The organism is Macrococcus brunensis (genome assembly GCF_004359615.1).
Lineage (GTDB): Bacteria > Bacillota > Bacilli > Staphylococcales > Staphylococcaceae > Macrococcus > Macrococcus brunensis.
Genome location: NZ_SCWA01000005.1, coordinates 78,032 through 101,615 on the forward strand (window position 1 = coordinate 78,032; position 23,584 = coordinate 101,615).

Annotated in this window: 25 protein-coding genes and 1 pseudogene; 16 read left to right on the plus strand and 10 right to left on the minus strand. The window is 42.5% G+C overall.

Annotation, left to right across the window (positions count from 1 at the left end; translation table 11 throughout):
- Positions 1-23 precede the first annotated feature (23 nt).
- The gene (locus ERX27_RS03975; protein WP_133431543.1) at positions 24-1,292 is read right to left on the minus strand and encodes an MFS transporter; all 1,269 of its coding nucleotides are present in this window, start codon (positions 1,290-1,292) and stop codon (positions 24-26) included.
- Positions 1,293-1,373: 81 nt separating this feature from the next.
- Positions 1,374-2,057: a hypothetical protein gene (locus ERX27_RS03980; protein ID WP_133431544.1), complete on the minus strand. Its 684-nt coding sequence runs from the start codon at positions 2,055-2,057 to the stop codon at positions 1,374-1,376.
- Positions 2,058-2,222: 165 nt separating this feature from the next.
- Between ERX27_RS03980 and ERX27_RS03985 the strand changes: the two genes are divergently transcribed.
- The 3 genes from ERX27_RS03985 (at position 2,223) to ERX27_RS03995 (ending at position 5,215) form a co-directional block, all read left to right on the plus strand.
- Positions 2,223-2,729 (plus strand): GrpB family protein, encoded by a 507-nt coding sequence (locus ERX27_RS03985; protein ID WP_133431545.1) that lies wholly within the window; start codon positions 2,223-2,225, stop codon positions 2,727-2,729.
- A gap of 80 nt (positions 2,730-2,809) precedes the next feature.
- Positions 2,810-4,216: a helicase HerA-like domain-containing protein gene (locus ERX27_RS03990; protein ID WP_133431546.1), complete on the plus strand. Its 1,407-nt coding sequence runs from the start codon at positions 2,810-2,812 to the stop codon at positions 4,214-4,216.
- A gap of 36 nt (positions 4,217-4,252) precedes the next feature.
- Positions 4,253-5,215: a diacylglycerol kinase gene (locus ERX27_RS03995; RefSeq protein WP_133431547.1), complete on the plus strand. Its 963-nt coding sequence runs from the start codon at positions 4,253-4,255 to the stop codon at positions 5,213-5,215.
- A gap of 214 nt (positions 5,216-5,429) precedes the next feature.
- Here the strand turns inward: ERX27_RS03995 and ERX27_RS04000 are convergent, their stop codons facing one another.
- On the minus strand, positions 5,430-6,251 hold the full coding sequence (locus tag ERX27_RS04000) for a glucose 1-dehydrogenase (protein ID WP_133431548.1): 822 nt from the start codon (positions 6,249-6,251) through the stop codon (positions 5,430-5,432).
- Positions 6,252-6,364: 113 nt separating this feature from the next.
- Here ERX27_RS04000 and ERX27_RS04005 point away from each other — a divergent pair, with 113 nt between their 5' ends.
- Genes ERX27_RS04005 through ERX27_RS04020 form a run of 4 tightly spaced genes read left to right on the plus strand, consistent with a single transcriptional unit; the run spans position 6,365 to position 10,779 of the window.
- Complete coding sequence (locus ERX27_RS04005) at positions 6,365-8,143, plus strand: 5'-nucleotidase C-terminal domain-containing protein (protein WP_133431549.1); 1,779 nt, start codon at positions 6,365-6,367, stop codon at positions 8,141-8,143.
- On the plus strand, positions 8,140-9,486 hold the full coding sequence (rlmD, locus tag ERX27_RS04010) for a 23S rRNA (uracil(1939)-C(5))-methyltransferase RlmD (protein WP_133431550.1): 1,347 nt from the start codon (positions 8,140-8,142) through the stop codon (positions 9,484-9,486). Before ERX27_RS04005 ends, rlmD begins: the two co-directional genes overlap by 4 nt.
- A 4-nt stretch (positions 9,487-9,490) precedes the next feature.
- Complete coding sequence (dinB, locus tag ERX27_RS04015) at positions 9,491-10,570, plus strand: DNA polymerase IV (protein ID WP_133431551.1); 1,080 nt, start codon at positions 9,491-9,493, stop codon at positions 10,568-10,570.
- 5 nt (positions 10,571-10,575) lie between these two features.
- Positions 10,576-10,779 (plus strand): hypothetical protein, encoded by a 204-nt coding sequence (locus ERX27_RS04020; protein ID WP_133431552.1) that lies wholly within the window; start codon positions 10,576-10,578, stop codon positions 10,777-10,779.
- Positions 10,780-11,174: 395 nt separating this feature from the next.
- Here the strand turns inward: ERX27_RS04020 and ERX27_RS11490 are convergent.
- From ERX27_RS11490 to ERX27_RS04040, 4 genes and pseudogenes are all read right to left on the minus strand, one after another.
- Positions 11,175-11,690, minus strand: a pseudogene (locus tag ERX27_RS11490) (3'-5' exonuclease); the annotation flags it as partial.
- Between the two features lie 42 nt (positions 11,691-11,732).
- The gene (locus tag ERX27_RS04030; protein WP_133431554.1) at positions 11,733-11,891 is read right to left on the minus strand and encodes a FeoB-associated Cys-rich membrane protein; all 159 of its coding nucleotides are present in this window, start codon (positions 11,889-11,891) and stop codon (positions 11,733-11,735) included.
- 10 nt (positions 11,892-11,901) lie between these two features.
- The gene (feoB, locus tag ERX27_RS04035) at positions 11,902-13,872 is read right to left on the minus strand and encodes a ferrous iron transport protein B (protein ID WP_133431555.1); all 1,971 of its coding nucleotides are present in this window, start codon (positions 13,870-13,872) and stop codon (positions 11,902-11,904) included.
- Entirely contained in the window at positions 13,865-14,101 is a 237-nt protein-coding gene (locus ERX27_RS04040) for a FeoA family protein (protein ID WP_133431556.1), read from the minus strand. Before ERX27_RS04040 ends, feoB begins: the two co-directional genes overlap by 8 nt.
- 168 nt (positions 14,102-14,269) lie before the next feature.
- Between ERX27_RS04040 and murT the strand changes: the two genes are divergently transcribed.
- The 4 genes from murT (at position 14,270) to scdA (ending at position 17,306) form a co-directional block, all read left to right on the plus strand.
- Positions 14,270-15,580 (plus strand): lipid II isoglutaminyl synthase subunit MurT, encoded by a 1,311-nt coding sequence (gene murT, locus ERX27_RS04045; protein WP_133431557.1) that lies wholly within the window; start codon positions 14,270-14,272, stop codon positions 15,578-15,580.
- Positions 15,580-16,299 (plus strand): lipid II isoglutaminyl synthase subunit GatD, encoded by a 720-nt coding sequence (gene gatD / locus ERX27_RS04050; RefSeq protein WP_133431558.1) that lies wholly within the window; start codon positions 15,580-15,582, stop codon positions 16,297-16,299. Before murT ends, gatD begins: the two co-directional genes overlap by 1 nt.
- A 58-nt stretch (positions 16,300-16,357) precedes the next feature.
- Entirely contained in the window at positions 16,358-16,486 is a 129-nt protein-coding gene (locus tag ERX27_RS11585; protein WP_275416071.1) for a hypothetical protein, read from the plus strand.
- A gap of 142 nt (positions 16,487-16,628) precedes the next feature.
- The gene (gene scdA / locus ERX27_RS04055; RefSeq protein ID WP_133431559.1) at positions 16,629-17,306 is read left to right on the plus strand and encodes an iron-sulfur cluster repair di-iron protein ScdA; all 678 of its coding nucleotides are present in this window, start codon (positions 16,629-16,631) and stop codon (positions 17,304-17,306) included.
- 25 nt (positions 17,307-17,331) lie between these two features.
- Here the strand turns inward: scdA and ERX27_RS04060 are convergent, their stop codons facing one another.
- On the minus strand, positions 17,332-18,288 hold the full coding sequence (locus ERX27_RS04060; RefSeq protein WP_133431560.1) for an FUSC family protein: 957 nt from the start codon (positions 18,286-18,288) through the stop codon (positions 17,332-17,334).
- Between the two features lie 84 nt (positions 18,289-18,372).
- On the opposite strand from ERX27_RS04060, the gene map reads away from it, so the two are divergent.
- The 5 genes from map to ERX27_RS04085 all read left to right on the plus strand — a co-directional run bounded on the left by map (position 18,373) and on the right by ERX27_RS04085 (position 21,921).
- A complete protein-coding gene (map, locus tag ERX27_RS04065) occupies positions 18,373-19,131 on the plus strand; it encodes a type I methionyl aminopeptidase (protein ID WP_133431561.1) in 759 nt (252 codons plus the stop codon).
- Positions 19,132-19,213: 82 nt separating this feature from the next.
- Positions 19,214-19,588, plus strand: a complete 375-nt coding sequence (locus ERX27_RS04070) for a hypothetical protein (RefSeq protein ID WP_133431562.1) — start codon at positions 19,214-19,216, stop codon at positions 19,586-19,588.
- On the plus strand, positions 19,585-20,274 hold the full coding sequence (gene liaF, locus ERX27_RS04075) for a cell wall-active antibiotics response protein LiaF (protein WP_133431563.1): 690 nt from the start codon (positions 19,585-19,587) through the stop codon (positions 20,272-20,274). Before ERX27_RS04070 ends, liaF begins: the two co-directional genes overlap by 4 nt.
- Positions 20,271-21,290 carry a sensor histidine kinase gene (locus tag ERX27_RS04080; RefSeq protein ID WP_133431564.1) on the plus strand — a complete coding sequence of 340 codons (1,020 nt, stop codon included), beginning with the start codon at positions 20,271-20,273 and terminating at the stop codon, positions 21,288-21,290. The genes liaF and ERX27_RS04080 overlap by 4 nt, the downstream gene beginning before the upstream one ends.
- A 1-nt stretch (position 21,291) precedes the next feature.
- A complete protein-coding gene (locus ERX27_RS04085; protein ID WP_133431565.1) occupies positions 21,292-21,921 on the plus strand; it encodes a response regulator transcription factor in 630 nt (209 codons plus the stop codon).
- A 40-nt stretch (positions 21,922-21,961) separates the two neighbouring features.
- Here ERX27_RS04085 and ERX27_RS04090 read toward each other — a convergent pair whose 3' ends face one another.
- Together ERX27_RS04090 and ERX27_RS04095 are read right to left on the minus strand one after the other, a co-directional pair.
- Positions 21,962-22,537: a beta-class carbonic anhydrase gene (locus tag ERX27_RS04090; protein WP_133431566.1), complete on the minus strand. Its 576-nt coding sequence runs from the start codon at positions 22,535-22,537 to the stop codon at positions 21,962-21,964.
- A 9-nt stretch (positions 22,538-22,546) separates the two neighbouring features.
- The gene (locus ERX27_RS04095) at positions 22,547-23,551 is read right to left on the minus strand and encodes a YihY/virulence factor BrkB family protein (RefSeq protein ID WP_133431567.1); all 1,005 of its coding nucleotides are present in this window, start codon (positions 23,549-23,551) and stop codon (positions 22,547-22,549) included.
- Positions 23,552-23,584 lie beyond the last annotated feature (33 nt).

Sequence of the window (23,584 nt, forward strand, 5' to 3'; positions counted from 1 at the left end):
GACTCAGGTCATATCAGCTTTTTTTATACGTGGGATGATTGTTTATTCAGCGTGAGTACGCCAATGAATGAGATACTCGCAGCAATAACAAGATAAATCGCAACGGGATAAGTACTGTGATAATGACTGGTCAGATATTCTGCTATCAGTGGCGCAGTCCCGCCAGCAAGTGCTGCACCGACCTGGTAGCCGAGTGACACACCTGTATATCTGACTTCTTTAGAGAAGGCTTCAGAGAACAGTGTACCTTGAACAGCAGCGAGAGGAGACCAGATGACGCTTAAACCGATGAAAGTCGCCAGGAATAACAGGAGAACGGACCGCTGATCAATCAATAAGAAATATGGAAATGCAAACAGAATAATACCGGCGCTGCCTGCCAGATACAGTTTTCTACGTCCCATACGGTCACTCAGACGACCATACAGCGGAATAATGAAGACTGTTATACTTGCCGTTGTCAGAACGATGAGCATAATCGTATCAAAGGAAAAACCGAGAGTTTTGGTACCGTAACCGACAATAAATGTTGAAAACAAGTAGAAAGGTGCTGTTTCCACAAATTTAGCGCAGCAGGTAATAATGACTTCTTTCCAGTGGTGCTTAAACGTATAAAGTAACGGAATACGCGGGACAGAACCATTTTTGACAGCTGCCTTATAATCGGGTGTTTCTTCAAGACCTGTTCTGATCCAGAGACCGAAAGCGACAAGAAAGCCGCTCATGATAAAAGGAATACGCCAGCCGTACAGTGTAAACTGATCATCATTCAGAATAGATGTCATAATAAAAAAGGCGAGTGATCCGAGTACAAGACCAATCGGGACGCCGAGCTGTGGAAAGCTGCCGTAAAAGCCGCGACGGTCATGCGGTGCATACTCTGTTGCGAGCAGTAATGATCCACCGTATTCACCGCCGATACCCAGTCCCTGCACTAAGCGAAGGAGCAGGAGAAGGACCGGTGCCCATATACCAGCTGTTTCATATGTAGGGAGCAGACCGATACAGACAGTGGCAACACCCATCATGGTCAACGTCATCACCAGTGTTTTTTTACGGCCCATTCGGTCGCCGATATGCGCGAAAATAACGCCGCCTAAGGGACGAATAAAGAATGAAATCGCAATACCGAAATAGGAAATCATGGTCGAGACAGCAGGATCACCTGTCACAAAAAAGTGTTTATTGAAGATCACGCTTGCTACTGAAGCATAAAGAAAGAAATCAAACCATTCTATTGATGAGCCGACAAGGCTTGCTGTCAGTACTTTTCTTTGCAATTTTTTATCCATTATTGTTCTCTCCGCTCTTTAATACAAAAAAACTACCCGTTAAAATAAGATTTAATCGGGTAGATGCAAAATATATGAAATTTACTTTTTGAAGAGATAGTCTGTGAGATTGGCATACCAGATATCGAGACCTTGATCAGTCAGAAGTTCTGTTTTAGCGTCATAGCTTTCTTCGAGGTCATCTTTTGCCCATTTTTTCGACTGTGTATAATAAGTTTTAGAATCCTCGAAATAGTTTTCTTCTTCTTTCTGATAAGTCTTGAATGCTTTATCCGTTGAAGGACGAGTGCCAATCACTCGGACTTCGATATGATCTGATTTAAGGTCATCGACAATTTTAGAAAGCTGTTTATTGTGCGCTTGAGCAGGAACTTTCTCTGTAAAATCATTGAGTGTCATGGCATCAAGTATAACAACATCAGGCTTTGCATCTTTCAGTTTGTCCACATCAATCTTATCACTCGCTGTCTCGATCATTTGTTCATTTATCTTCAGTGATGGATAGTGATCACGAAGCGTCTGAGCTAAGCTTTGATTATCATCTGTGACTTGGTAAGGTGTAGAAAGAAGAGTGATATTCATCTCTTTATTTTTATTATAAATATTTTGAAGTGACTTGTCTTTAAAAGCTGTTTTTTTCATTTCTGTTTGATTACTTTTACTGTCGGAATGGCTGGGCGACACGTTTGATTGCCAGTAAATATAACCGAAACCGATTAATAAGACTGCTAGTACTACATAAAGCCAGAAGAGTATATTTTTCATCTGAATCCTCCATGATTTCAATACTATTATTTTAACATAAATATGAAATTGCTAGTAAGAGAGAACTAAAATGTTTATAATTTATAAAAAATGGTAATATGTTTTGAATATGTATCTATATTTAAAGAACTACAAAACGAAATGAGATACAAGTGAGGGCATACTATGATTAAAAATACACCTCGCAGTTTCCTGGAGTACAGAACCTTGTTTATTGAAGAGTCGAAGCAGCTGATTGAAATTCTGGGAAATGCGATTACTGAAATACATCAATACGGCAGTTCAGCAGTTGAAGGATTACCATTCATCGATGAAATCAATATCATGCCGGTCGTCAAACACTACCGTCATGTTGAGAAGCAGATGGAGGCTATTGAAGCACAAGGCTTCACATGTGTAGAACAGTCATCTGACTGCATCATCCATGAGAAAAAGAGTGGCGGACAATCTATACAGATTAGATGGGTTGAGCAAAATGATATGAAACAGGTCAAGTCACTCCTGCTTTTCAGAGATTACTTAAGACAGAATGTATCAGCGAAAGAACAGTATATTCATTTTCTGCTGAAAAATAAGCAGCAGGCTAAAGACGAAATGGAATTTCAGTTAAAAGAAATCGAATATATGCTGCAGTTGAAAAAAGAAGCAGAAGAATGGCAGAAAAGATTCTGAAAAGAATCTTTTTTTTGTGTAATCTTATAGAATAAGCTAAATTAGAGACAGTGAGATTATTGATAAAGTGGGGATGAAAGATGACGCTAGAAATTGCCAAGAATATCGGTATAGAAGAAAAAATGGCGAACCGCCACGGTCTGATTGCCGGCGCAACAGGTACAGGTAAAACCATTACACTTAAAGTCATGACAGAACAGTTCTCAAAAGCTGGGATTCCAGTCTTCCTATCAGATATTAAAGGAGATTTAACCAGCCTCGCCGAACCGATGGAAATGAATGATAAGATCCAGGAACGTCTGACTTTACTGGATCTGACAGATTATCAACCGCAGCAGTTTCCGGTCAGAATGTGGGATATTTTCGGCAAAATGGGGACGCCGATACGTGCGACAGTGACTGAAATGGGTCCACTTCTTCTGTCCCGCTTAATGGGACTGAATGAGACGCAGACGGGCATTCTGAATATGGCGTTTAGAATCAGTGACGATGAAGGCCTGGCACTCCTTGACCTCAAGGATTTGCAGTCACTGCTCAATCATATGGGTGATCATGCAGCAGAGTATACGACGAAATATGGCAACCTGACGAAGCAGTCTATTGGTGCGATTCAGCGTAAGCTGCTCGAACTGGATAGTCAAGGTGCGGGTCATTTCTTCAGTGAGCCTGCTCTTAAACTGGAAGATTTCCTGCAGCAGGAGAACGGTAAAGGGGTCATCAATATTCTGCATGCAGTTGAACTGTATCGCCAGCCCCTCCTTTATACGACATTTCTGCTCTGGCTGCTGACTGAACTGTTTGAGATTCTACCCGAAGTAGGCGATGCGGATAAACCGAAGCTTGTCTTCTTCTTTGACGAAGCTCATCTTTTATTCAAAGACGCCAATTCGGCATTTATCACGCAGATTGAACAAGTCGTGCGCCTTATCCGTTCTAAAGGGGTCGGTGTTTATTTCGTGACACAGAACCCAATCGATTTACCTGACGAAGTACTCGGTCAGCTCGGTAATCGTGTTCAGCATGCGTTACGTGCATTCACACCGCGTGATCAGAAAGCGGTGAAGAGTGCAGCGGAGACATTCAGACAGAACCCGGAGCTGGACGTAGAAACAGTTATCGGCGAACTGAAAACCGGTGAAGCGCTTGTTTCTTTTCTTAATAGCGACGGACAACCTGGTATCGTTGAACGTGCATGGATCAGACCACCTGAAAGTAAAATCGGTGTCTTAAGCAAACCGATTGCCCTCGAATCGAATCCGTTCTATGCGACTTATAAAGAACAACTGGACCGTGAGAGTGCCTACGAACTGCTTCAGCAGAAACTGACTGAGCAGCCTGAAATAAAAGAAACAAAGCAGCCTGCCAAGAAAGCGACGAAAGAAAAACCGTCTGAACTGCAGAAGATGGCAACTTCTGTACTGACATCTGTCGGCAGACAGATAGGACGCGAAATTGTCCGCAATATATTTGGTGGGCGTAGACGCTAGCAAAATCAAGGGAATCTTCCGAAAGAGTGAATAGATATGAAAAAAAGAGCGAGAATTATTTATAATCCAACTTCTGGTCGAGAATTGTTCAAAAAAACATTGCCGGATGTCCTGATCAAATTGGAACAGGCAGGTTACGAGACGAGTGCGCATGCGACAACTGCGGCAGGTGATGCGACTGTTGCGGCCCGTGCAGCAGTGCATGACAAGTTCGATATCATCATCGCAGCAGGCGGTGACGGCACGCTTAACGAAGTAGTCAATGGAATTGCAGACCTGCCGGATCTCCCTAAAATAGGCGTTATTCCTATGGGGACTGTCAATGACTTTGGGCGTGCGCTCATGATACCAAAGGATATCATGGAAGCGGTGGATGTCATCATTGAAGGAACTACAGTGCCGGTTGATATCGGCCGAATGAACAGTCGTTACTTCATCAATATTGCAGGCGGCGGTAAAATCACTTCAGTATCTTACGAAGCTCCTAGCAAACTGAAGACAGTGATCGGTCCATTAGCTTATTACATTAAAGGGCTGGAAATGCTGCCTGAGATTAAACCGACTGATGTCCGTATTGAATACGACGGGCAGGTTTTCACAGGGGAAGTCATGCTGTTCCTGATCGGTCTGACAAATTCTGTCGGCGGCTTTGAGAAACTAGTACCCGATGCCTCTATTAATGATGGTTACTTCACGCTGTTGTTTCTCGAAAAAGTGAACCTGGCAGAGTTCGGACATTTACTGACCCTTGCCTCACGCGGTGAACATCTGAATCATCCGAAAGTCCATTACATTAAGGCGCGGGAAATCAAGGTCTCTTCATATGAGATGATGGACTTGAATGTCGACGGTGAATATGGGGGCGTGTTACCCGCTCATTTCGTCAATCTTGCAAGCCATTTAGAGATTTTCAGTCCGCTTGATGATATTACTCGTTCGAATAATATTGAGAAGATGAAGAAAATCGATAATCAGTATACAGTCACAGACGTTGAATAAAAGATTAGTCGAATTGAGAAGTCTAGCATCACGTAAAGTCCCGCAGATCCCATTAGCGGGACTTTTCTCTTAGGAAATAGCAGTATAGCACTACGTAAAGTCCTGCAGATTCCATTAGCGGGACTTTCCTCATATAATAAATAATATGAAAAACCACGAAACAGCGATAAATTTAGAGTTTATCGCTGTTTCGTGGTTTCTATAGAAATCCTCTCTATTTAATTTCGTCTGTAAATGATTCTGCCAGTTCATCATATTCCCAGTTGCGGTGGGATGGATAAAGAGAGAGTCCGCCATCTGCCACAATCGTCTGTCCTGTTATATATTTAGATTCTTTACTTGCCAGAAATGCGGCAATGCTTGCGATTTCTTCCGGCTCAGCGACATAACCCATCGGTACAAAACCGTCTGCTTCTTTTTTCTTCTCTTCAGTAGAGAAGTTCTCAGCATTGATTGGTGTATTGATTGAACCTGGTGCGATATTATTGACGCGAATCTGTACACGGGCATATTCAAGTGCTAAGCTCTGTGTCAGAAGCTTGACGCCACCTTTACTTGCACAGTACTGAGCATAATGCGGCCATGGAATGATTTCGTGTACACTTGAGACATTGATGACAACGCCTTTATATTTCTTCTCCATATAATGCTTGATCGCTTCACGAGAGCCGATGAAAGTGCCACGCAAGTTGACGTTCATCACTTTATCAAATTCATCTGTCGACATTTCGTGACTGACGATATCCTTCTGCATACCTGCATTATTGACCATAACATGGAGAGCGCCATATGTATCGATTGTTTTTTGGAATAGACTGAGGAATTCTTCTTCGTTAGTTGTATCAGCTTTAACGGCAACTGCTTCGCCGCCTTTAGCTTTAATAGATTCTACTAGTTCACTCGCTTCGTCTTCTCTTGAATGATAATTGATGACAACTTTCATACCTTCTTCGGCATAACGTTCAGCAATCGCTTTACCGATACCAGAAGCACCGCCTGTGATGAGTGCCACTTTATCTTTTAAATCGTTATACATGATTGTAGTCTCCTTTAAATTAGTTTAATAGACTATACCCATATCGTTTTTAAGTAATCTATGTGACAACGAACTATCAGTGGAATAAAATAGAAAAGAAAGGTGGAGGACAGATGACTTATCAACTAACAATACTCAGCACAACGGATATGCATGCTCATTTAAGTTTATATGATTACTTTTTAGGAACTGAACAGGAGACAAATGGTCTGATTTTAGCAGGAAGTAAGATCAAGGCGCTTGTCGAAGAGAATCAGCAGAAAGAAACACAGACTGTTGTACTGGATAACGGTGATATTCTGCAGGGCAATCTGATTGCAGATTACGCAGCCGATAAAAGACCAGAGCGGCACCCGGTGATGCAGATGATGAATGCAGTCGGATATGATGCGATGACACTTGGTAACCATGAGTTCAACTATGGTCTTGATTATCTGAAGTCCACGCTCGCCCAGGCAGAATTTCCGGTCGTCAACTGCAATATCAGGACTGTAGAAGGTGACTATCTTTTTAATCCTTATACTGTCATTGAGAAGACATTCAGTGACGGTGAAACAATCAGAGTTGGGGTGACAGGCGTCGTCCCTGAACAGATTCTGATGTGGGATGATAAATGGCTGCATGGTAAAGTTGTGGTTCAGGATATGTATCAGACTGCCAAAGCATGTGCAGCTGAACTGAAGAAGCATTGTGACGTTGTGGTCTGCCTCTGTCATACAGGATTTGATGCCTCACTGCCAGACGAAGATGGGCTTGAGAACCAGGTTCACCGTATCAGCACGATTGATGATATCGATGCGATTATTTTCGGTCATACACATCAGCTCTTCCCCTCTGATACATTAACAGCTGACTATATTGATGGAAGTCGTATTCATCACGTTTATGCGGTACAGCCGGCTTCTTTCGGCAGCCATCTCGGCCGGATTGAACTGACGCTGAAAAAGACTGAGAATGGTTTTGAAGTCGAGTCTGGACATTCTGAAGTCATCGAGCTGAAAAATAATACGGTGATTGATCCGGCCCTTGTTGAACTCAATGAGACGACACATCAGGCTATATTCGATTATATCAATGAAGAAATCGGTCAGACAGAACACTATATCGATAGCTTCTTCAGCCAGCTGGCGCCGAGCAGAGCAGTTGAAATAGTGGCAAGAAGCGGTAGAAGAGCATATGAGAAGTTGCGTGGAGATATACCTAACCTGATTTCTACTTCTGCGCCCTTAAAGGCAGGGCGAGATGGTGCGAGTGATTACGTTATGATTTCACCAGGCTCTCTGACGATTAAAGACGCTATCAGTATTTACCGCTTTCCGAACAAGCTTGCAGCAGTTAAGGTAACAGGAAAAGTATTGAAAGAGTGGCTCGAATGGAGTGCTTCTGCTTTTAATTGTTATAGTGATGAGCTGATTGTCAAAGATAATCAGTCTATTGCACCGGGCTTCCCGAGCTACAACATGGATATCTTCTACGAGCTTGACTACCAGATTGATCTGAGTGTGCCGGCACGCTATAACCATGCAGCGGTGCAGGTGACAGACAGCGTGCGTATTCAAGGCCTGACATTTGAGGGGCGGGCTGTAGAACCGGATGATGAATTTACAGTGCTGACCAATGATTACAGGCTGAACTTCACGCCATTTCTAAAAAGTCTGGAAGGCGAAGTGCTCGATGTTGATGTCAGAGAAACTGTGATAGAATATATCAAGGAAGAAGGCTGTGATTTCAAGGCGGCATGGCCGTTCAGATTCACTGAGGACGGGACTTACCGCATGAAAACGAGTCGACATGCTGAAGACGTCTTACTTGGGTATCCGGCACGAAAAGTGGCAGATGCGGCAGATGACTTTATCATCGTCGAACTTAATATGAAAGAGAGAAATGAATGAAGAAAAACGATATATTAACAGGCACAGTTATCGATTATACACACGAAGGTAACGGTGTTGTCAAAATAGAAGGTTATCCTATTTTTATCCCAAAGACTGTGAAAGACGAAACGGTCACTTTCAAGCTGATCAAGCAGAATAAAGGATTTGGTATCGGCAAAGTGATGTCCATTGAAACAGAAAGTCCGGACCGCGTGGTGCCTCCTTGCATCTATTATCAGCAGTGCGGAGGATGTAATATACAACATCTACGCTATAGCGCGCAGCTCACTATGAAGGAAAACCAGGTAAAAAACTTAGTTCATAAGATGACGAAGCTCAATATTCCGGTTCGTGACATTATAGGGATGGACAACCCTTGGCGTTACCGCAATAAAAGTCAGCTGCCTGTCCAGTATCAGGATGGCATTGTAACAGGCTTCTACAGACCGCGTTCACATGATATTGTGCCGATAGAAGAGTGTCTGATTCAGAAAGAAAGCCACGATGAACTGATGAACACGATTCGACAGCTGCTTACGAAGTACAATGTCAGCATTTATGATGAACGCAAGCATAGAGGGAACCTTCGGCATATCGTGCTCCGCAGCGGAACGAAAGTGAACGAAACGATGGTCGTCTTCGTGACGAAAAGCAAGCAATTGCCGGAACTTGAACAGATTGCGGATGAACTGATGACACGTTTTCCTGATGTGACGAGTATCAGACAGAATATCAACAGTGAAAAGACGAATGTGATTCTCGGCAGACAGTCAAAGACGATTCGGGGCAATGACTTTATCCATGACCAGCTGGACACGCTGACTTTTGAAATTTCAGACATGAGTTTCTATCAGGTGAATCATGAGCAGACAGAGAAACTGTACCGAAAAGCTCTGCGATATGCAGAACTGGAAGAGAAACAGAATGTCATTGATGCTTACTGCGGCATCGGCACAATCGGCCTATTTATGGCGACACATGCTGAACGTGTCTACGGTGTCGAAATAGTAGAGAAAGCGATTAAAGATGCGAAGCGGAATGCTGCTCTCAATCACTTGTCAAATACACATTTTGAAGCGGGCAAAGCAGAAGATGTTATTCTGAAGTGGCGTGAAGATGGCATCAGACCAGACGTCGTTATGGTTGATCCGCCGCGTAAAGGCTGTGATTCTGTCTTTGTTGAGACGTTACTGGAGCTTGAACCGAATCGTATCGTCTATGTATCCTGCAATCCTTCAACCTTGATGCGTGATATACAGCTGCTGGAAGAGAAGTACCATATCGATGAGATTACACCAGTCGATATGTTCCCGCAGACGACGCATGTTGAAGCTGTCTGCAAGATGACCTTAAAGGGGTAAGCAGATGGAGAAAAGAATCATTCATGTCGATATGGATGCATTCTATGCGCAGATTGAGCAGCGTGATAACCCGAAGCTTAAAGGGAAACCCGTTATCGTAGGCGGTAAATCGAGTTCCAGAGGTGTCGTCTCAACAGCGAGTTACGAGGCAAGGAAATTTGGTGTTCATTCAGCGATGCCGATGAGTCGGGCGCATCAGCTCTGCCCGGATGGTTATTATGTGACACCGCACTTCAATGTCTACCGGGAAGTCTCTGCCACGATTATGGAGATTTTCAAAAGTTATACCGAGTTTGTTCAACCCGTTTCTCTAGATGAAGCTTATCTTGACATCACCCATCTTGTCAGACGAGATATGCCGGCTTCACAAGTGGCCCGTTATATTAAACGTGATGTGCTGGAAGCAACACAGTTGACTTGCTCAGCTGGTGTATCTTATAATCGTTTTCTCGCTAAAATGGCATCCGGTATGAATAAACCGGACGGGCTGACGATTATTCATCATGGTAATGTGCATGATATTCTTATGCCGCTGCCCATCGGAGATTTTCCGGGTGTCGGTAAAGTCACTGAAGAGAAGATGAAAACACTCGGTATTGAAACAGGACAGGATTTATTCAACCAGACAGAACGCGACCTCATCAACTGGTTCGGCAAAAGAGGCCCGAAGTTATACCGCTATGCGCGTGGCATAGGTGATGATACTGTAAGTTCTGAAAGGACACGTAAATCGATAGGTAAAGAGACGACATTTGAAGTGGATAAAAATGATGACGAAGAAATACTAGCAGTTATTCGAAAGCTCGCTAAACAGGTCAGCGACAAACTGAGTCAGCATCATTTTGCAGGAGATATTGTAACTGTTAAAATTAAGGAATTTGATTTCACTACGGTGACGAAACAGCTTAAGCTTCCAGAACACATCACTGAAGCAGATGCAATCTATAATATCGCCTACCATCTTTATACCGAAGTGAAATCGACGGAACGACCGATACGTTTAATCGGTGTCACAGTGGGGAATTTAAAGGAGAAGCGTTTCGAAAATATGACGATATATGATTTTATACAACGGAAAGAGTGAGTAAGATGAAATTTAAATTTTCTATTATTGGTATTGTCGCCTTGTTATTCGCCCTCTTTGTGATGGATACATGGAATAATGGCTTTGACCTTTGGAAACTACTAGGGATTATTGTACTTGCAGTGTTCCTGTTCTGGGTAGACCACAAACTGGAGAGACCGGTATCACGAGACAGCATCAGACAGAATATTAAATATAGACGCAAATAAAACCATGTCCATAGGACATGGTTTTATTTATAGAACTCGATCAATTGTTTTAACTTGTCGTCACTGATCAGCTGAACCTCTTCACCGCGGGCTATCCGGTTAGTGATCGCATTGTCTTTAGCGGAAGGTTTATTGTTCTTTTGTTTGCCGAAGAGATAGATATCAGCCTGCTCGACATCAGTCTCATACTGTCCGCCGTGATCCACGATATACTGGACGATATCTTTTCGTTTCAGATGCAGGGTCCCCGATATTGCAATCTTTTTATCATGAAAAGGATGAGTCAGATCAAAATCTTTCGTCGACGGTTTAATGGCATTCAGCTCTGCATTATAGCGGCTCATCTGCTGGCTTTTCTTGTATTTCATACCGGACAAATACGAACGGTGACGTTTGAGATAGTCTTCCAGTGAATCATAGTGTTTCAGCAGGCGGAGCGTGATCATAGCGCTTGCTTTAGCGTCGTTCAAAGCATGGTGATGCCCGTGAAAATCGAGGTCATAGAACTTCATCATATTTTTCAAGCTGTAGCTGTGATTTTTGACTGTTTTGCGCGCCATGTTACATGAACAGAAGTAAGGCATAGTCGGCAGCTCAAGATTATAGCGTTCAATCGACTGATAGAGCACACTCATATCAAAACGCGCAAAGTGAGCGACGACAGGCAGATCACCAATGAAATCCATCATATGCGGGAAGACGTCAGGGAATATCGGTGCATCTACTACGTCTTCCGGCTTAATGCCGTGTACAGCAATATTGCCTTTAGAGAAGTATGTCTCAGGGTTGACGAGTGTATAAAACGTCTCCGTCATCATATTGCCCTGCACTTTCACCATACCGACGCTGCAGACACTTGCCGGCTGACCATTTGCTGTCTCGAAATCGAGTGCAATAAACTCATTCATCATACGTCCCCCTTTTGTTTCAGTATACAAAAAAAGAGACAGAACCTATAGAGGTTTGTCTCTAGGTATGTCACAGCCGCAGTCATGATTGACAGAGCAGCTGTTACATTTACCTTCTTTGGATTTTTTGAAGAATTTGACCAGTGTAAAAGCAGCATATCCAAATATGAGTAAGGCGAGCAGAATATTGATGAATAATGACATAAGAGCCTCCTTAAATGAACAATTGGCCGAGCTGATAGACAGCAAACGTTAAGAAATAGGCAACTGCGATAGGATAGAGCATTGCGAGAAATGTCCATTTCCATGAACTTGTTTCTTTACGAATAGCAGCGACTGTTGACAGACAGGGGATATATAACAGGATGAAAAGCATGAACGCATAGGCAGTCAGCGGCGTGAACTGGCTATGAATCACCTGTATCAAGGCATCATCACTGACCGCATAGATGATAGCCATCGCACTGACGATGACTTCTTTAGCTAAAAAGCCTGGAATCAGTGTAGCACCCGCCTGCCATGTACCAAAACCAAGAGGGGCAAGGAGCGGCGCGATTACGCCGCCAATCATCGCAAGGTAACTGTCGCCGATCCCTACATTGAGGCCGGCTGGCCCTGTGTAGTTTAAGAGCCAGATCAATACAGATCCTCCGAAAATAAATGTCCCCGCCTTTTTGACGAACCCTTTTCCTTTTTCCCATGTGCTACGCCATAAAGTTTTAATCGATGGTAAACGATAGGGCGGCAGTTCTATCACGAAGATTGAAGTGTCATTTTTCAGGAGTGTCTTCGATAGAATAAAACTCATGAATAAAGCAACGACAACACCGATGATGTACAGGCTCAACACAATTAAAGCCTGATTCTCCTTGAAGAATATACCGGCAAAGAGTGCATAGACAGGCAATCGTGCAGAACAGGACATGAAAGGTGCGATTAAAATAGTCGTCAGACGTTCTTTCTCTTCTTCGATACTACGTGCAGCCATAATACCTGGCACATTACACCCGAAGCCGATAATCATCGGGATGAATGACTTGCCGTTCAGTCCGAAGAACTCCATTAAACGGTCCATAATCACTGCGATACGCGCCATGTAACCTGAGTCCTCGAGCAGTGAGATGAAGAAGAATAAGACTAGAATCTGAGGGACGAAGACTAGGACACCGCCTACACCCGCTATAATACCGTCAGTGATTAGATTCTGCAGAAATTCGACCACACCGAGCTTTGTCATGATGGTGTGTGCCCAGTCTGTTAATGGACCACCGAAAAATGCATCCAGCTGATCTGAGAGCGGTGTACCGATCCAGGTGAATGTCGTCTGAAAAATCAGCCACATTAACAGCAGGAAAATAGGCATGCCGAAATATTTGTGTGTGACAATACTATCGATTGTCTCTGTCAAAGGTGTCTTATAGACTTCAGGTTTCGTCACGACACCTTCTAGGATTTCAGTGATTTTATTCTGACGTGCTTTTAAGATGAGTTCTTTGACAGGGAAATCAATCTGTTCTTTTAATTGTTCTCGCGTCGCATCATAACCCACATATTCAATGACAGCTGGATTATCCATCAGAAACTGGACAGCGAGAAAACGATGATGACGCCTGTTGAGCGTAAGTCCGCTGAATGTCGGCATGATTTTCGTGATAAGCGCCTCTATTCTGTCATCATAGCGAAGCGACAATCGGGCAGCTGACAGATGACGGTCATTGACAGCCTCCAGTATTTCATGCGTCCCTTTGCCTGTGCGTGCTACGACAGGAATGACAGGAATCTTCAGACGACGCATCAATAAGTCTATATCAATACGGTAGCCACGTTTAGCTGAGACGTCAACCATATTGAGACCCATCATCATCGGTGCTCCGTATTCCATCAGCTGGATAGTCAGGAGTAGATTTCGGCGCAGCTGCGAGGCATCAACGATATTGATCATGCCTTGGAAAGATTCCTGCAGCAGAAATCGTGTGACGACGGTCTCGTCTTTTGATATAGGGAGCAGGTCATAAGTACCCGGCAGATCCACAAGGTTACCATAGTTCTTCTTGAGCTTACCGATTTTCTTTTCAACCGTTACACCACTCCAGTTGCCCACGTATTCATATGAACCGGTCAGTGCATTGAAGAGGGATGTTTTCCCGACATTCGGATTGCCGAGAATACAGAACGTGTTAGTCATGAGCGGCTTCCAGCATGATCTTGCATGCATCGCAGTTCCGTATACAGATATACTGTCCTTCTATATCAAAGACGCACGGACCTTTAAAAAGGCTTTTACGCTGAACTTTCAGCATGCTGCCGACTGACAGGCCGAGCGCATTTAGACGGTGCTGTAACACCGGATTATCAAAACTGATAGATTTAACAAAATAAGTACCGCCGATTTCGGCATTAGCTGCATGAATCATTTAGACACCTTCTTATTTGATTGTGATAATCATTTTCAATTAAATATTAGCATGGTAATTCTAGTTTAACAAGATGTATTAGATGAACATTCCATGAAAATCATTTTCTTAATCATGTGATTTATATCCATCAAATGGTATAATAAATTGTTAATCAAGGAGGTCATTATGAGAACTTTTACAGCTAAATTAATGGCAAAACTGTCGAGACAGGCAAGTATCGCTGCCGGTAAAAGAGGCACTGATTTACCAGGACAGTTAGCCAGAAAAATAGATCCACAGATTTTAAGAAAAATGGCATCAACTGTAGATGATGTCGTCTTTATCTCCGGTACAAACGGTAAGACTACCACTTCTAATCTAATCGGTCATACATTAAAGGAAAATGGCATCAACATCATCCATAATACAGAAGGTGCGAATATGGCGGCGGGTATCACATCGAGCTTTATCGTACAGTCTAACAAGAACACAAAGCTCGCTATCATCGAGATTGATGAAGGTTCTATTCCGCGTGTCTTGAATGAAATGACACCGACGATGATGGTCTTCACGAACTTCTTCCGCGACCAGATGGATCGTTTTGGTGAAATCGATATTCTGGTCGACCGTATCGCTGACCATATTAAGAATAAAGGGATCAAGTTGATTTTAAATGCCGATGATCCGTTTGTCTCACGACTGAAAATTGCGAGTCGAGATGTTGTCTATTACGGTATGAAAGCGGGTATTCATCACTTCGAAGAAAGCACGATGATTGAAAGTAAATACTGCCCGAACTGCGGACGTTTACTTCACTACGAGGCAATTCATTACAACCAGATTGGGCACTATAGCTGTGAATGCGGCTTCAACCGCAGTGAACCTAAATATGAGGTGGAAGCACTTTCTGAGAACCCGTATCTTGTACCGGTGATTAACGGGGGTACATTTAATATGAAGCTTGCTGGAGACTTCAATGTCTTTAATATCATCGCGGCCTACAGTGTCTTGCGCGAACTCGGTCTAAATGATGAATCCATCAGAAACGGCTTCGAGAGCTATGCATCAGATAATGGTCGGATGCAGTATTTCTCTAATGACAGAAAAGAAGCGATTATTAATCTAGCCAAAAATCCAGCGGGTCTAAATGCGAGTCTGTCAGTTGGCGAGAAAATCCAAGGTTCTAAATCATATTTGATCAGCTTGAATGATAACGGAGCAGATGGTCGCGATATCTCCTGGATCTGGGATGCTGACTTTGAAAAGCTGTCGAGACAGACAATCGGTCATATCATCTGTACAGGAAACCGCGCGGAAGAACTGGCAGTACGACTGAAATATGCAGAGATACCTGCGCAGATTACAGTTGAACGCTCCATTGAACAGGCGACACTGCAGGCGATGGCACTTGATGATTATACGGTCTGTATTCCAAACTACACATCGCTTGAGCCGATGCATACGACACTCACGACTTATTTCAAGGAGGATAAATAATGACAGCGATTAATATTTATCACTTCATGCCTGATAAACTTAACCTTTACGGCGATATCGGTAATATCATCGCCTTATCAAAAAGAGCGAAATGGCGCGGCATTGATGTCGATGTCACAGATGTGAAGGAAACAGCAGGGCTTAAATTATCAGATGCCGATATCCTCTTTATCGGTGGTGGTAGTGACCGCGAACAGGCGATTGCCACTAAAGAACTCTTCAAAATCAAGGATGAGTTCAAAGCTGCGATAGAAGACGGTGTACCTGCACTCACTATTTGCGGAGGATACCAGTTCCTAGGTGAAAAATATGTGACACCGGATGGTCATGAACTAAAAGGACTCAATATCCTGGATTTCTATACAGAATCTAAAACTGACCGACTGACGGGTAACATCGTCATTGAATCAGAGACGTTCGGACAAATCGTCGGTTTTGAGAACCACGGTGGCCGCACCTATCATGACTACGATACACTGGGCCATGTCGTTTCAGGGTTCGGTAATAACGACACTGATAAAAAAGAAGGTATCCATTACAAAAACCTCCTCGGCACTTATCTGCACGGACCGATTCTGCCGAAGAATCATGAGATCACAGACTATCTCCTAAAGGCAGCCTGCGAACGTAAGAATATTGAATTCAGACCGCTGAATGATAACACAATTGAAGAGAACGCAAAGAAAGTTATCATCGACCGGTTACTTTCAGATAAATAAAGATTAATGAGTCTTCTGACGGGTAAAGTTAACTATCTAACTGACAGGAGGGTTTATCATGACTAAAGAAGATCCTAAAACAACGTCACAGCGTATGACGGACGATACTCCAGGTCTCGTCGACGGAAAAGTAAGAGAACAGCTGCAGAATGAACCTGGCGACAGAAAAGAAGACGATAAGAAATAGTTCAACGAGCATTGTATCATCTGATACGATGCTTTTATTTTTGACAATAATAAGAACACTTTTAAAGATGTATTTAAAATATATCTTTTAAGTGTATAATATAAGATGTTAAGAGATAAAAGTAAAAACAGGAGGCTACACCATGATCACAAAAGAAATGCTAGTCGCAGATATCGTTAAAGAAATTCCGAAAAGTGCAGATATATTCAGAAGTAATCGTATTGATTTTTGCTGCGGTGGTCAGATTCCATTAGCAGAAGCGATCAGTGATAAAAGTGCTCCGCTTGAAACACTGCTTGATGAAATTAATGGTCTTCAAAAAGGTAATGCTGGAGAAGGTCTTGATGTTCAGTATTTGGATAATGCGAGTCTGATCAATTATATTCAAAACAAATATCATGTGCCGCTGCGTGAAGAAATGAAAAACCTGACGCCTTATGTCACTAAAGTCGCGAAAGTTCATGGTGACAACCATCCTGAATTACTTGAAATCAAAGAAGTCTTTACAGCACTGAAAAATGAACTGCTTGATCATACACAGGATGAAGATGACAATGTTTTTCCGCTTGTTGTAGAGTATACGAACAGTTCAACAGATGAACTACGTGCACAGCTGCAACCGCATATTGATGAACTGGAGACAGAACATGAAAATGCCGGTCATGCACTCAAAAAATTAAGAGAGCTGACTCATGATTTTACACCGCCACTTGAAGCATGCGGGACTTATCGTCTTGTCTTCGCTCGTTTAGAGCAGCTTGAAAAAGATACTTTCAATCATGTGCATTTAGAGAATAACGTTTTATTCAAACGTTTCTAGATTAAACTTTGAAAGACCACCCGACTTAAGTCAGGTGGTCTTTCATTAGTTTCTGGATCATAAGAAGCTCATATATATAATGGCTTTTTAACTGATTGTCATCGAATTCGTTGAGGTGTTTGACGCTGGATTTAAAGACTGAAAGTGCAGGTGCCGGTACTGGTCTTCTCTCAGTCATGGCTTCAAGTATCTGGACGTATGCTTTACGTTCAGTGAGAGAAAAGTCAAAGTACTGGTGATCTGGCATATAGATCATATTGGATAAATGAAGAATAATGAGCTGGTCAACTTGCAGACGTTTTTCTATTTTCGTCATGTCACGTTTTCGATTCATATCACGATGGTACTGATATTCCTCATGCTCATACTTGATCAGCTGGTGGACTTTGCTGATTTTGGAGTTGATGGCTTCCAGCAGATGCATGCTTTCTTCAGAAGTGAAGTTTCCGATAAGTACTTCTTTGCTGCGTCTGATAAAAAGGGCAGCGCTGTCTTGTTCGATTGAGCCGATGATATTCTGAATCTGCTGCTGATATTTCGGTGGCAGTACCAGATAATTGACAAGTCCAGCAGTCGTCAGACCGATTGTAGTCGTTGCGAGTCGTGAGAAGAAGTTATACGCGAATGCATCATGAATATTGGGCACCATAGCGACAGCTGTCAGACTGGCGACAAGCATGCCGTCAAATAATTTCAGCTGATGACAGACTAGAATAGTGACTGTCGCTGCGAGACTATAGGCAAGAGGTGAATCACCGAGAAAATAGGTGCTCATCACCGCAATAAAAGAACCGATGATGGAGGCCGGAAAACGAATATAGGCTTTTTTCAGCGATGCTTTAGCAGTCGGTTCAATCGAGACGATAGAAGTGATAACTGCAAATATCGCAGGAAGGGTTAAGAGCTGACAAATAAGAGCGGTCAGAAATGTCGCGAGACCTGTCTTGATAATCCGCGGACCGAGTATATGTTTTAAGTTCATCCTTATCATTCCATTTTTTAAATTTAGTATACCATTAAATGTTTGTTATAATATAGGAACAATCCAAATGAAAGAAGAGATATGATGATTATTAAATCTAACGAGGAACTTGAAAAATTAAAAGCGATTGGACAGATTGTCGCTGAAGTCAGAGATACGCTAAAAGAAAAAACAGTGGCAGGTATCACAACGAAAGAGCTTGATAATATCGCTGGTGAAATGTTTGACAAGCTCGGCGCGAAGTCAGCGCCTATCACTGAATATGATTTCCCTGGATATACTTGTATCAGTGTGAATGAAGAAGTAGCACACGGTATTCCGGGTAAACGTGTCATCGAAGAAGGCGATCTCGTCAATATAGACGTCTCTGGCTGTAAAGACGGTTATTATGCGGATACAGGTATTTCATTTGTGGTCGGTGAGAGCGCTGATCCATTGAAACAGAAAGTCGTCGATGTAGCACTTATAGCTTTTGAAGAGGCAATGAAAAAAGTGAAACCAGGTACAAAACTCAGTCAGATCGGTCGTGCGGTTAATGCGACAGCACGTAAGAATGATGTGACAGTTATCAAGAACTTAACAGGTCATGGTATCGGAACAAGTCTGCATGAAGAGCCGCAGCATATTCTGAACTACTACGATCCACACGACAAAGTACTGCTGAAAGAAGGAATGGTCCTGGCAGTTGAGCCGTTTATTTCTTCTAAAGCAACGATTGTCGGCGATGGTAAAGATGACTGGGCATTTGAAACAAAAGATAAAAGTTATGTTGCTCAGATTGAACACACGATTGTGGTGACTAAAGAAGGTCCGCTCCTTTTAACAGAACGCGTCTCAGACTAAAGTCTGAGAGATGAATCGTTCCTCAGACGTTTTACGTCCTGAGGAACTTTTTTTATAATGAGGATAATAAGGAGAGGATGTTATGAGCCGAATTACATCTGTATTAACCAAAACGGTCAAAAAAGCAATCAACCATAGTCTGTTCGATAAAATAGCCGAACTGCAGCACAGACTGACAGATTTAAATGTTCAAAAAGCAGTTAAATCGAATGAGCAGGAATCTTTGCTGAAACAATACGACCATTATAACTTCAAATTAACGGTGAATGATTCAGAAGACGGCAGTCAGCGTGAGTTCCGTTCTAATCGTGTGATGCATATTAATAAGCTGAATCAGCTGGACAGTGAACTCCATGAAATTGAAGTGTCACTTGCTATGATTGAAAGTATGAAAGAAGAAGTGCAATATGAGATAATGATGCTACAGAAGATGAATGAAAGAGAAGTGAGTATGTGAAACATTTAGTTTCAACTGAAATCTTAATTACATTTATAATTTTACTCATTATTTCAAACCTGTATTATTTATTTTTTATGAAGACTGGAATGATACTGGTCCTGCTTGTCGGATTTCTACTCGTCTACAGTAGCCAGTTCTATAAAAAAAAGCTGAGGGGATTAGTGCTGCTCTGGATAGGGATTGCGCTGATCGCTTTTGGCATGCTGTCAAATCCTTATACATTGATTCTGCTCTTCAGTTTCCTGATTATACTGTCACTCAGATACTTAATCGCGAGACGACAGCCGTCGGTCATCACTGTCGAGAACAATGATCTAAGGGTATCCAGTCAGAACTGGTTCAATACGAAGAAAACACCGGATGAGGTCTATAAGTTTGATGATATACACCTTCAGCATGCCATAGGAGATATCTTAATCGATCTGACGACAGCAGCGAACTTGCGACAGGAAAATGTCGTTGTTGTTCATCAGCTTCTCGGTAAGACAACGATTATTGTTCCGCACCATTATCAGGTCAAAGTAGATTATTCAGCTCTTTATGGACAGCTGACTGTCGATGACTTTACGAAGCGGTCTAAAAATCAGCGGCTGACTTATTTAACGCCTGACTATCCTAATGGTGTCCTGATTAAAGTGATGGTCTCTTCAATTATCGGTGACTTGGAGGTCATTCATCGATGAATAATTATACACGTCATATAGGCGTCATGCTGATACTTATCTATAGTCTGTTATTTACTTTCTATATTTTAGATAGGATTTTCACGAATATCATCTATTTCCAGGGCATGCTGACTTCTTATATCATGGGAGTACCTGCCTGGCTTTTTCTCAATGTCATTGTGATTCTATCGTGTATCATTATGGGATCGCTTGTGGCTTACAAGCAGAATGAGCAGTATGCCTGGTTAAAAGATCAGATTCGAGCGTTAGATGACGGTGAGAACGTCCGGTCATCTAATGAAATAGAATTACATCCGGAGGCAGGAGAGCTCTTCAATGCCATCATCAAGCTGAACGAGACAATCCGGACGATCAAGCACCAGAACCAGATTGTGACAAGTGGTGTGAACGAGCAGGTCGTCAAAAAAATCGTTGAAGAAGAGAGACAGCGTCTGGCACGTGAACTGCATGATTCAGTCAGTCAGCAGCTCTTCGCAGCAAGTATGATGTTATCAGCGGTCAAGGCCCGGGAACTCAGTGACGATATGACCAGACAGATGAATCTGCTGGAACGAATGCTGCACGAAGCGCAGCAGGAGATGCGCGCTCTTCTGCTGCATTTAAGACCGCTCGCGCTGCAGAACAAATCCCTGGTAGATGGTATTACAGACTTGACGATGGACCTGAAACAGAAGACACCGCTTGATATACAACTGGATATGACACCGATAAAGTTGTCCAAAGGAATAGAAGATCAGCTGTTCCGTATCACTCAGGAAGCCATATCTAATACACTGCGTCATGCAAGAGCGCACAAACTGACGGTAGAGCTGTTTCCGATTCCAGAAAGTCTCATGCTTCGTATCACTGACGATGGTCGAGGGTTTGACCTGGAAACGAGAGATGAAACACGTTACGGTATTAATACCATGAAAGAGCGTGCACTTGAAATCGGCGGAACATGCCAGATTATTTCAGCACCTGACAGCGGTACACGTATAGAAATAAAAGTTCCAATCAATGAGGAGGGGTAATATGAAAGTGTTATTCGTAGATGACCATGAGATGGTCAGAATAGGGATTTCCAGCTTTTTATCGACGCAGCCGGATATAGAAGTAGTCGGCGAAGCGAGCGACGGGCAGGAAGGAATCGAACAAGCGAAATCGTTGAAACCTGACGTCGTCCTGATGGATATGGTGATGGATAAGATGAACGGGATTGAAGCAACAGCAGTTATCAAAAGCTCCATGCCAGAAATAAAAGTAATCATGCTGACCAGCTTCATCAACGATAAAGAAGTTTATGCGGCTCTCGATGCTGGTGTGGACAGTTATATCCTTAAGACATCAAGCGCTGACCGTATCGCGGATGTCGTGCGGAAGACGTTTAACGGTGAGACAGTCTTTGAAGCAGAAGTCATGACAAAGATGCGTAATCGTCTGCAGCAGAAAGCGGAGCTCTATGACATGCTGACAGAACGCGAAATGGAGATTCTGCTCCTGATAGCGAGCGGTATGTCTAACCAGGAAATTGCGGACGCCAGTCATATTACCATTAAAACAGTCAAAACTCATGTAAGTAACATCCTCAGTAAACTGGAAGTACAGGATAGAACACAAGCGGTCATCTATGCATTTAAACATCATCTGATTGATGGTCAGTAAAAAACCCCGATGCCTCAGGCATCGGGGTTTAAATATGATATTAGTTTTTTACTACTTTTTCATAGCCATTCTGAATCAATTCTACTTCTCCAGTATGTGGATCAATGACTAACCCATGAACAGGTACGTTTTGATCGAAGAGTGGATGGTTATAGACCAGGTCAATATTGGCACGTACATTTTCTCTGACATCAGAAAATCCACCTAAGAAGTGGTCTAAATCAATGCCAGAATGTTTTAAAATTGAAATAGTCTCTTCTTTGATACCGCGGTCTTTCATTGTGTTTAGCACTTGCTCTACATTGATACCGCCCATGCCGCAGTCTTTATGACCCATAATGATGATTTCTTCAGCACCTAAAGCATAGATACCGACAAGCAAACTTCTCATCGTAGAGCCATATGGATGTGTGATTGTTGCACCGGCATTTTTAACGAGTTTAACATCACCATTCTTAAAACCGAGCGCTTTTGTAGACAGTTCAACAAGACGAGTATCCATACAAGTCAGCATAACAGCTTTCATTGTAGGTACTTTTGAAGTTTCGTAGTTCTCATACGTCTTATCTTCAACGAATTTCAAATTGTAGTTCAGAATCTCTTCTAATAATGTCATGATTGTCTCCTATCGTTTAGTAGGTAACTGACCTGTCTTCTTCTGGTGCAAGATTGCATTGATCTGCGAACCAATGATGATGATGAAGCCAGTTAAATATAACCATATCATCAGAACGATGACACCACCAATACTACCATATGTTTTAGAGTAATTCGCAAAATTATTGACATAAAGTCCGAATAAATAGCTGGCACCTAACCAGGCAACTGTTGCAAAGAGAGCCCCTGGTAATACGGATTTCCATGCTAATTTGATGTTTGGAGCAATAGCATATAACGTTGTGAACACAACAAATGTCAGAATTACTGGAAGCAAGATTTTAACGAGGTTAAAGACCCAGACAAACTGATCGCCGAGACCAATCTTACCGAATAATAAATTACCGATCTGTTCACCAAATACAGGTAAGGCGAGGGTAATCGCTACAACTAAAATCATGATAATAGTGAATAAAACACTGAGCAGTTTAGCAACTACCGGGTTACGGGCATCTTCTACTTCATAAGACACATTAAATGCATTCATTAAAGCAGTCATACCATTTGAAGCAGACCATAATGCAGCAATTAAACCGAATGACAGTAAGCCGCCAGATGAATTCGCCATAATATCACTTACAATTGTATTGATAGTGTTCGCTGTATCACCGGGTGCGTTACTAGCGATAAAGTTCGTAATAGTCTCAGGTTTTAATTTAAATAAAGGTAAAAGAGTCAATAAGAAGATAAGCAGTGGGAAAAGCGCCAGCAGGAAATAGTAGGCAAGCTGAGCAGCTAAGCCGGATGCGTCATCTTTTCCGATACGGTAAAGGAGACGTTGCAGAAAATTGCCGTCTTCTTTATATTTAACAGGTTTATTGATTTTAGATACATGAAGTTCCTCATCTGCTTTTTTTGCATCCTTAGATTGGAACTTCTGTGTTTTAACATAACTCTCATCTAAATTTTTTGACCCAGACGGATTAGCCGCCTGAGTCAAAAATTTAGAAGAGCTCTTCTGCTTTTCAGCCATATGAATCACTCCTCAGAATATAGGTAAAAAGTA